The organism is Desulfovibrio sp. ZJ369 (assembly GCF_011039085.1).
Lineage (GTDB): Bacteria > Desulfobacterota > Desulfovibrionia > Desulfovibrionales > Desulfovibrionaceae > Desulfovibrio.
This window is the reverse complement of record NZ_JAAKEI010000059.1, coordinates 1-9,680: the sequence shown is the minus strand read 5'-3', so window position 1 is coordinate 9,680 and position 9,680 is coordinate 1. Positions and strand designations below refer to the sequence as shown.

The 9,680-nt window shown below is 61.0% G+C and carries 8 protein-coding genes and 1 pseudogene; 5 read left to right on the top strand and 4 right to left on the bottom strand.

The genetic code is table 11. The features are described from left to right. The 3 genes and pseudogenes from G7Y51_RS12325 to G7Y51_RS12315 form a co-directional block, all read right to left on the bottom strand. Positions 1 to 214: pseudogene (locus G7Y51_RS12325) on the bottom strand (helix-turn-helix domain-containing protein); the annotation flags it as partial. 122 nt (positions 215 to 336) lie between these two features. Then, positions 337 to 1,530 carry an integrase arm-type DNA-binding domain-containing protein gene (locus G7Y51_RS12320; protein ID WP_165177919.1) on the bottom strand — a complete coding sequence of 398 codons (1,194 nt, stop codon included), beginning with the start codon at positions 1,528 to 1,530 and terminating at the stop codon, positions 337 to 339. A 384-nt stretch (positions 1,531 to 1,914) separates the two neighbouring features. Continuing rightward, entirely contained in the window at positions 1,915 to 2,319 is a 405-nt protein-coding gene (locus G7Y51_RS12315; RefSeq protein ID WP_206214335.1) for a DotH/IcmK family type IV secretion protein, read from the bottom strand. 357 nt (positions 2,320 to 2,676) lie between these two features. On the opposite strand from G7Y51_RS12315, the gene gcvT reads away from it, so the two are divergent. The 4 genes from gcvT (at position 2,677) to gcvPB (ending at position 7,112) form a co-directional block, all read left to right on the top strand. Then, on the top strand, positions 2,677 to 3,756 hold the full coding sequence (gene gcvT, locus G7Y51_RS12310) for a glycine cleavage system aminomethyltransferase GcvT (RefSeq protein ID WP_165177915.1): 1,080 nt from the start codon (positions 2,677 to 2,679) through the stop codon (positions 3,754 to 3,756). 103 nt (positions 3,757 to 3,859) lie between these two features. After that, the gene (gene gcvH, locus G7Y51_RS12305; protein ID WP_165177913.1) at positions 3,860 to 4,246 is read left to right on the top strand and encodes a glycine cleavage system protein GcvH; all 387 of its coding nucleotides are present in this window, start codon (positions 3,860 to 3,862) and stop codon (positions 4,244 to 4,246) included. An 80-nt stretch (positions 4,247 to 4,326) separates the two neighbouring features. Further along, entirely contained in the window at positions 4,327 to 5,658 is a 1,332-nt protein-coding gene (gcvPA, locus tag G7Y51_RS12300; protein WP_165177911.1) for an aminomethyl-transferring glycine dehydrogenase subunit GcvPA, read from the top strand. Beyond that, on the top strand, positions 5,655 to 7,112 hold the full coding sequence (gene gcvPB, locus G7Y51_RS12295; RefSeq protein WP_165177909.1) for an aminomethyl-transferring glycine dehydrogenase subunit GcvPB: 1,458 nt from the start codon (positions 5,655 to 5,657) through the stop codon (positions 7,110 to 7,112). The genes gcvPA and gcvPB overlap by 4 nt, the downstream gene beginning before the upstream one ends. A gap of 90 nt (positions 7,113 to 7,202) precedes the next feature. On the opposite strand, the gene G7Y51_RS12290 is transcribed toward gcvPB, so the two are convergent. Then, positions 7,203 to 7,526 carry a helix-turn-helix domain-containing protein gene (locus G7Y51_RS12290; RefSeq protein ID WP_165177907.1) on the bottom strand — a complete coding sequence of 108 codons (324 nt, stop codon included), beginning with the start codon at positions 7,524 to 7,526 and terminating at the stop codon, positions 7,203 to 7,205. Between the two features lie 147 nt (positions 7,527 to 7,673). Between G7Y51_RS12290 and G7Y51_RS12285 the strand changes: the two genes are divergently transcribed. Next, a partial coding sequence (locus tag G7Y51_RS12285) for an autotransporter outer membrane beta-barrel domain-containing protein (protein ID WP_165177905.1) occupies positions 7,674 to 9,680 on the top strand: 2,007 nt, incomplete at its 3' end.

Below are 9,680 nucleotides of genomic sequence, written 5' to 3'. Positions count from 1 at the left end.
ACAGCCTCCTCCACACGGTTTTTCAAATTGGGCTTTCTGCGGCTGACGTCAAACAGTGCCTCGACCCCACCGGCATCTCTGGCGGCTTGATATCGATAAAACGTATCCCTGGAAAAACCATGAGCCTACAGGCTTTGGAAATATTCCCCAGTTCGGCGGCGAGATTGAGAAGTCCGGTCTTGTGCTTGATGACGTTTTGGTTGAAACTTTGCATGGGAACTCCGTGGGCATGGTGCCAGGTTGATGGCTTGTTTACGTTTCCATCAAAACGGAGTTCCCTTCCTTTTTCAAGGGCTACCTGTCCGATCAAGTCGAAACTAGTTCATTTTATCCCGTCTATCGTACTTTTCCGCGTAACATATCCAGATAGTCGGCGTACTCCTGAACCATGCGTCGTCGCTCCGGCAAATACTCCGCGTAGTTGTACGCGGCGCGGACGCCGTTGCGCTCGCAGTGGGCAAGCTGGCGCTCTATCCAGTCTGTGTTATAGCCAAGCTCGTTCAGGAGCGTGGACGCCATTGACCGGAAGCCGTGAAAGGTATGTTCGCCGCTGGCACAGCCGAGTTGCCGCAGGACGCGCAACGGACCTCCTCTGTACATGGGGCCGTCGTTTCCCGCCCTGTTGCCAGAAAAGACAAAGCGTCCATCGCCGCTTTTCTCATGCAGCTCATGGAAAATTGCCAGGGCCTGACGTGAAAGCGGCACGACATGGATTTGCTTCATCTTCATCCGTTCCGCCGGAATGCGCCATTCCGCCGCCTCAAGGTTGATTTCCTCCCATTCCGCGCGGATCAGCTCATTGGCACGGACAAAAACCAGCGGCGCAAGACGCAGGGCGCGGGAGATGAAAAAGTTCCCCTCATAGGCGTAGATCCTGCGCAACAGTTCGCCCACGGCAACGGGTTCGGTGATGGCCGCATGGTGCCCGTTAGCTGTGGGCGCGAGCGCGCCGCGCAAATCGGCGGCAATGTCATGTTCCGCCCTGCCGGTGACAACGGCGTAACGGAAAATCCGTCCGGCATCACGCAGCGCCTTGTGGGCGATGGTCAACGCGCCCCGTTCTTCCACCCGCCGCAGAACCGCCAGCAGTCCCCTCGGTGTAATAGCGTTGATGGAACGTTTGCCGATGTGGGGGAAGAGGTTTTCCTCCAGAATGCGAATGACAGTTTTTCGGTATGCGGGGATCCACTTCGGCGAATACCTGGTATGCCATTCGCGCGCCACGTCCTCGAAAGAGTTGCGGGCCGCTTCCGCCGCCGCTTCTCTGGCCTGGCGTCGGGCCTCGCTGGGATCGATATGTTCCCGCAGCAGCTTTTTGGCGTCTTCCCGTTTTTCCCGCGCTTCGCGCAGGCCCACGGACGGATACGGGCCAAGGGAAAGAAGCTTCTGCTTGCCCGCGAAGCGGTACGCCAACCGCCACGATTTTTTGCCCGTAGGCGTGACGTAGAGAAACAGCCCCCCGCCGTCCGAGTGCTTCTGAATCTTGCCGTTGGCTATGACATGCCGTATGACTGTGTCGGTCAGTTTCATCCGGCCACCTCCAGAGTGGTGTTTCCTGGTACGGCTGGACTGACTGCTACCAACATATTTCTGAAAAAACATTTTGATACAAGATATTACAAGAAATATTCCGGTAGCCGAGAGGGGAACCCCGCTCCGTTTCCCAAGGCCGGGTGCAGCACTGCCCGACCTTGGGAAAGGCCGTCATTGACAGCCCAGACCTACCAAAAGACTACCAACGTGTCTACCAACGGTTTTTGTGGATGCAGGTGGATTTTTGTGGATGGGATAAGGCAAAGATGCCTGGTTAACATATTGAAACTACATGCTAATCAGACATATTTGGACTTCCTGAAATAAGTTAGGTAACTTCAAAAGCAAAATGCTCTAGCCGTTGGTTACGGATGTAATGGGTCAGGGCTGCCCCGTGGAATCATGGAACACCAGCGAAGTGGCAATATTGGCCGTGGTGAATATCGGTACAGGCGAATGACCCGGCTCCAGAGATACGCTTACCGTGCGCGTGTTCAGATCAGGGGACACCGGCAGGAGAGCGCGTTCACGCTGAGCCGACCGCTCGCGGTATTCCTGAATCTGCCCCTGATCCAGCGGCATCATCTGCCGCAAGGATTCTTCAAACAGGGCTTGCGCGTCCTTTTTCTTTTCCCCAGGCGCGGGGTTTGGCGCTCCGAGTTCCGGCTGTCCGAGAACAACGGCGTGTTGATCCTCCGCCGGAGGAGTGGTTTGTGGCATATCTGCCAGGGCCGGTTGTGCGGAGAGAACCGCCAGTACCAGCAGACACAGTATTTTTCTTTTCACGGTAAACCCTTTATGCGTGAGCGATTGCGAAGTGCGCGGACTGTCCGCCGTCTCCTCCCCTGGGGAAAAAGGCAGGCAAATTTTCCAAAATGGCTCCAACCTGGTGGCAGAGGGGTTTGGCTTCATGCCTGGCACTCAGCCGCGAGTGTTTTGCGGTGAAATCCGCAGTCTGGCGGCGGCCGAATTTGTTTAAAAACTCGACAATTCCCAGATCATTCTACAAGTGAATCCTTCCCCGTTGCGGCCTTCTTGTGCCTTGCCCCGGAACATGCTATAATCTTCGCGCCGATCACAGGCTGCTGTGACCGGATCCGGCCGCATATGCCGCGCCAAAAAAACTGCAGCAAGGGAGAATCCATGTCGGAACTGCGCACGCCGCTCACTGCCTGGCACGAGGCGCACGGGGCCAAAATGGCTCCTTTCGCCGGTTGGCTGATGCCCATCCAGTACGAGGGCATTTTGATCGAACACCAACATACCCGTCAGCATGCCGGGCTTTTCGACATCTGCCATATGGGCGAGTTCCGCATTGAGGGGCCGGGCGCGGCTGAGGCCCTGGCGCGCGCCGTGAGCCATAATCTGGAGACGCTTGCGCCCGGCAGATGCCGCTATGGCTTTCTGCTCAACGCTTCTGGCGGCGTGCTGGATGATTGCATCATTTATCGTTTCGGGCCGGACGCGTTCATGATCGTGGTCAATGCGGCCTGCGCGGCAGGGGATTTTGCCGCCCTGCGCGAGCGCCTGCCGCACAACATAAAACTGACCGATCTTTCCGAAGCCACGGCCAAGATCGATTTGCAGGGTCCGGAATCCCTGGACGTGCTGGAAGGCGCGCTCAAGGAAAACTTTCACGATCTGCCGTATTTCGCTTTTCGCGAGACAAGCTTTGACGGCGCGCCCCTGCTGGTCAGCCGCACGGGCTACACGGGCGAGCTGGGCTTTGAGCTCTACCTGCCCTCGCACAAGGCCGAGGCCTTTTGGACCGGCCTGCTGGGCGACGGCCGGGTCAAGCCTGTGGGGCTGGGCGCGCGCGACACGCTGCGCCTGGAGGCCGGTTTGCCGCTGTACGGGCACGAGCTGGACGAGAAACATTCCCCCGCCGAAGCGGGCATGGGTCGGATGCTGACCAGCACGGCCGACTATGTGGGCAAGGCGGGCGCGCAGACAATCCGGGAGCAGCTTGTGCCCCTGGTGATCCAGGGCCGCCGCGCCGCGCGCCACGGCGACGCGCTCATTCTGCCCGGCGGCCCGCAGGTGGGCCGGGTGACCAGCGGTTCTTTCGCGCCCTCGCTGGGCTGTGTGGTCGCCCTTGCCTGGGTGGACGCGGCCCATGCCGATCAGGAAGATTTCGTGATCCGCGCGGCCCGCAGCGAACTGGCGGCGCGCCGCGCGCAACTGCCTTTTTACAAGGACGGCACGGCGCGCAAAAAACTGTAGTGAAATAATGCGCCCGCGGCGGCGCTTGCATGGGGCCGGATCGCACGGATCCGAACAGTGGAAAATACGAACCTCAGTGAACCTCAGTCAAGGGAGCATAGTCATGTCCAAGAATCCCGCAGATCTTTTGTACAGCAAAAGCCATGAATGGGCGCGCCTGGAAGGCGAGGAAGCCGTGATCGGCATCACTGCCTTCGCGCAGGAATCCCTGGGCGACATCACCTATGTGGAACTGCCCCCCACAGGCGACGAGCTGGCCGTGGAGCAGGAATTCGGCTCCATTGAGTCGGTCAAGGCCGCGAGCGACCTGTTGTCGCCGGTGAGCGGCGCTGTGATTGCCGTCAACACGGCCCTGGAAGACGCGCCCGAAAAATGCAACAGCGATCCCTACGGCGAGGGCTGGCTGATCCGCGTCAAACTGGCGGAAAAGCCCCAGGGGCTGATGGACGCCGCGGCGTACGAAGCCTTTTGCGCCACAGAGGCGCATTAGAGCGTTCTGGACGCGAAATGATGGCAGCTCAGTGATTGAAAATGAATATTTTCAATCAAAAAATGCTCTAAGGAGTCCACATGCCTTATATCCCTCATACGCCGCACGAGTTGCAGGAAATGCTCTCCGTGGTCGGCGTGCGCAGCCTGGATGATCTTTTTGCGGACATCCCGCCGCAGATGCGCCCCAGGCATTTCGAGTTGCCCAAAGGCCAGGGAGAAGCCGCGGTCTGCGCCTGGTTTGAGGATCTGGCCGCCAAAAACCGGTCGGAGATGATTTTCTTTCTGGGCGCGGGCTATTACGCGCATCAGATCCCCAAAGCCGTGGACGCTCTGGCCGGGCGCAGCGAGTTTTACACCGCCTACACACCGTATCAGGCCGAGTGCTCGCAAGGGACCCTGCAGGCCATTTTTGAATTTCAGACCGCTGTCAGCCGCCTGCTGGACATGGATTGCGCCAATGCCTCGGTGTACGACGGCGGCACGGCCCTTTTTGAAGCGGCCATGATGGCCGTGCGCGCCACCCGGCGGCGCGTGCTGGTGGTGGACGAGGCCGTGAATCCCATCTGGCGGGTCATGCTCGGCACATACATCTCAAGCCTGGATCTGGAACTGCGCACTGTGCGGCAGGAAAACGGCGTCAGCCGTCCGGAAGCCCTGGCGGCCGCGCTGGACGGGCAGTGCGCGGCCGTGATCGTGCAGAATCCCAATTTCTTCGGGGCGGTGGCCGACTTTACCGACCTTTTCGCCAAGGCCAGAGCGCAGAAGACCTTTGGGATCATTTCCGTATACCCGGTCATGCAGGCCGTGCTCAAGACGCCCGGCGAGATGGGGGCGGACGTGGCCGTGGCCGAAGGCCAGAGCCTGGGGCAGCCGCTTTCCTTCGGCGGGCCGTACCTGGGCGTCATGGCCTGCCGCAGGGAGCACATCCGGCAGTTGCCGGGCCGCGTGGTGGGCCGCACCACGGATCAGGACGGCAAAACCGGCTATGTGCTGACCCTTCAGGCCCGCGAGCAGCATATCCGCCGGGCCAGGGCCACGTCCAACATCTGCTCCAATCAGGCTCTGTGCGCCCTGCGCGCCCTGATTCACATGTCCTTGCTGGGCCCGGACGGTCTGGTCCGCCTGGCCGAGAACAACATGGCCCTGGCGCGCTACGCCGTGGAACGGCTCACGGCCCTGAAGGGCGTGGAGCTGCTCAATGACGCGCCTTTCGGCAATGAGGTGGCCCTGCGCCTGCCCATGCCCGCGGAAGTGCTGGTGGACACGCTCACCAGCCACGGCTGCGTGCCCGGCTATCCTGTGGGCCGCTACTATCCGGGCATGGAAAATGTGCTGCTGCTGGCCTGCACCGAGTTCAACAGCCGCCGCCAGATCGGCTTTCTGGCCGAAACAGTGGGAGGTCTGCTGTGAAAACCATTTTCGCCAAATCCGTCCCCGGCCGCCGCGCCTGGGAGATCGATTCCGACGCGCCCGCGGCCGCGCGGATGCTGCCCGCAAATCTGCTGCGCAAACAGCCGCCGCGCCTGCCCCAGTGTTCGGAGCTGGACGTGGTGCGCCACTTCACCGGCCTTTCCCGGCTCAATTACAGCGTGGACGCCAATTTCTATCCGCTTGGCTCCTGCACCATGAAATACAATCCCAAGTTCACGGAATACATTGCCGCGCTGCCGGGCTTTGCGCGCCTGCATCCCATGCTGGCCCAGCTCTCGCGCGGGGCGGCCTGCGCGCAGGGCGCGCTGCAATGCCTCTATGAGGCCGAGCGCTGGCTCTGCGAGCTCACGGGTATGCGGGCCTTCACCTTTCAGCCCATGGCCGGCGCCAATGGCGAGTTTACGGGCGTCAAGCTGATCGCCGCCTATCACAAGGCCAAAGGCCGCGCGCGCAAAAAAATGCTGATCCCGGATGCGGCCCACGGCACCAACCCGGCCTCAGCCGCGCTGGCGGGCTTTGAAACCGTGAACATTGCGTCGCGCGACGGCATGGTGGATCCGGAGGCCCTGATCGCGGCCATTGCCGAGCACGGCGAGAACGTGGCCGGCCTGATGATGACCTGCCCCAACACTCTGGGCCTCATGGAAGTGCATCTGCCCCGCATTGTGGAGGAGCTGCGCAGGATCGACGCGCTCCTGTATTACGACGGCGCGAACATGAACGCGATCATGGGCAAAATGCGCGTGGGCGACGTGGGTTTTGACGTGGTTCACCTCAATGTGCACAAAACCCTGGGCACCCCGCACGGCGGCGGCGGCCCGGGCGCGGGCCCGGTGGGCGTGAGCGAGCGCCTGTTGCCCTTTCTGCCCTCGCCGCGCGTGGCCGTGCGCGAGGACGGGAGCTTTTATCTGGACTACAAGCTGCCGCAGTCCATCGGCTATATGAGCCCGTTTTACGGCAGTTTCGGCGTGGTGATCAAAGCTCTGGCGTATATGTTGCGCCTGGGCGGCGAGGGGCTCACGCGCGCTTCGGAATATGCGGTGCTCAACGCCAATTATCTGAAAAAGCGTCTGGAAAAGACCCTGGACATCCCCTTTGCCGACCGGCTCTGCGCCCATGAGTTCGTGGCCTCCGCGCCCGAAGGCCTGCGCGCCCTGGATATTGCCAAGGCCCTGCTGGATCGCGGCTTTCACGCGCCCACCATCTACTTTCCGCTGATCGTCCGGGAATGTCTGATGGCCGAGCCCACGGAAACCGAAAGCAAGCAGACCCTGGACGCCTACATCCAGGCCCTGGAAGAAATCGTGGCCCAGGGCAAAAGCGATCCCCAAAGCCTGGCCGGGGCTCCCATCAGCCTGCCCATGCGCCGGCTGGACGAAACCGCGGCCGCGCGGCACATGGTGCTCACCGAGGATATGGAGCAGGGCGGGTAAGCGCGCCTCTTGCTTTGCCTGCCCATGCCGCACAAGGCCGGAGTCTTTCTCCGGCCTTGTGTCGTTCAGGGCGCGTCCATTTTCAGCTCTTCATTCGCTCAATACCCGCAGTACGCGGTACGCCCGGCGCAGCTCGTCGCCCTTGAGCCTGCGGGTCATGCTCAGTATGTCTTCGCGCAAGGCATCGGGCTCGCGCTCGTGTTCAAAATCCAATACGCCCGCCAAAGGCTCGCGCAGCGCTTGCGCGATACGCGCCAGCACCAGATAGCTGGGGTTGGACGCGCCGCGTTCGATTTCGCTCAGATGACGCGAGCTGATCTCGCACAGCTCGGCAAGGCGCTCCTGAGAGAAGCCGTGTTTCCGGCGCAGATCCCGTATTCTTTTCCCCAATAATACAAGGCTGTTATCTTCCATGAAAAGGCCTCCCTCCTGCTTTTGCCAGGAGGGTACAGGGCATGTTTTTTGGCAGACATGATGTTTAGTACTTGAAAAAGTAATTTCTTTGATCAATAAATCAAACACGCAAGCGCGTACTTAATTTCTGATAAGGGGGTTTTTGTTATGCGGATCAGCAGGAAAAAGGCAGGGAATCCTGGCGGCAGACATGTCGCGGCGTCCACAACGTGCCGCGTTCTCAACGTGTTCGGCTCGCTGGCTGTGGCCGGAGTGCTGACCTGGGGCGGCGCGGGCATGGCCCAGGCCGCCGACTGGGATACTTCGCCCGTGATCATTGACAGTACGGATTCATTCACCAAGGAAAAGGATCCCGCCACAGACAAAGGCTATACGAATGAGGGGATGCAGAATATCGAAGCCACAAGCGTTCGGGTCACGCAGGGGGGCGATCTGACAGTGACGGGCCGCCTGAGCCATTACAAGGGGCAAGGGGGCACCACTCCTTATGACGGCATGGACTTTGTCATGGACGGCGGCTCGCTGCGCATACAAAATGCCGGCAGCCTTGCCTCCATTGACGCCAACACGGTCACCATCAGCGGCGGCACAATAACGCTGACCGGCGGCACTGACCCGGCTTCGGCATACATCGGAGGGTATCAGGGTTTGCAGATCACCGGCGGCGAGATTCAGATGAATGATAACAGCCAGTTGTTCGCGGGCAGCGATAGCGGTTTTTCATTCACGGGCGGAACCGTGACCCTGAACGGAGCCGCGGGCGAGGATGCGCATATCATGTTCAGCGACACTGGCTCGAACACTATTGGCGGCAGCGCGGTGATCAATGTGACCGGGGCCGGCAAGTTCAGCATCCAAGATACAACTAAAGCCTTAGACCTGAAGATGACGGGCGGCGCGCTGAATATCGCGGAAACGGGCACTCTTACGCTGGGCGGCGGCACGCAGGCGGACAAACTGACCCAGAGCGGCGGCACTGTGACCAATGCGGGCGAGCTTCAGCTGGCCGACAAGGCAAGCATGACCGTGGAGGACGGCGGCCTGCTGCGCAACGAGGGAACGGGGCAAATCAATCTGGGCACCTCCTCCGCATTGACATTCGACAACGGCTCCACGTTTGATGTCAGCGCCGCCGGGGGGCAGCCCGCCATTACAGGCGCGGGCGGCGTAACGGTGAACGATGGGGCCAGACTGCGCATCAGCGGAGCCAAGGCAGGAGAAGAATACACCCTGGTGGGCGGTACGGTCAGTATCACCCAGAGTGGTACAGAGCAAAACGGCTGGAGCGGAGACAATCTGCTCAGCAGCACCTCATTTCTTGATCTCAGCCTTGATCCTGCCACCGGGAAGGTAACGCCAGCGGCCAGATCCGCGGCCGAGGCGCTGCCCACCCTGGACGGCGAGCTGGGCCTCATAGCGCAAGGCATGTATGCAGCCGCGCGCAACGACTATTTCGCGGTCGAGCCGGGACGCCGCTTCCTCTCCCGCGCCACTGACAGCAACTATGTGGCCGACGCCACGCAGGCCGCCGTGACCATTGAAAGCGCGGCGCGCATGGCTCTGCTCGGCGCGGTTCCGCAAATGACTCTGGCGGCCAACAATGCGGCGGGCAATGCCGTGACCCAGCGCACCAGTCTGGCCCAGCCCGGCGGCAACGCCATTCAGAGCATGGCTTCGGACGGCTCCGTGTCCGGCGCTTCCGCAACCGAGGTCGCCAAGACCGGCTTTGCCCTCTGGATCATGCCTCTGTACCAGAGCGCCAACGGCTGGGGCCTGGAAGGCGGCAACTTCAATATGGACTACAGCGGCGGCCTGGGCGGCGTGGCCATTGGTGCGGATTACACCTTTGAGAACGCCATCCGCGCGGGTATCACCTTCAACATCGGCGGCGGCTATGCCACGGGCTCCGGTGATTTCAACGAAACCACCAATGACATGAGCTTCTGGGGCATCGGCGCCTATGCCGGCTGGACAAAGAACAACTTCGGCCTCACCGCCGACGTGAACTACACCTCCACCTATAACAAGCTGGAACAGGAACTGCCCGCGGCCATGCAGATGGACAGCCTCAAGAGCGACGTGACGGCCTACGCCATCAGCGCGGGCCTGCGCGGCGAGTACAAGTTTGAAACCAGCGTGCTGGACATCACCCCG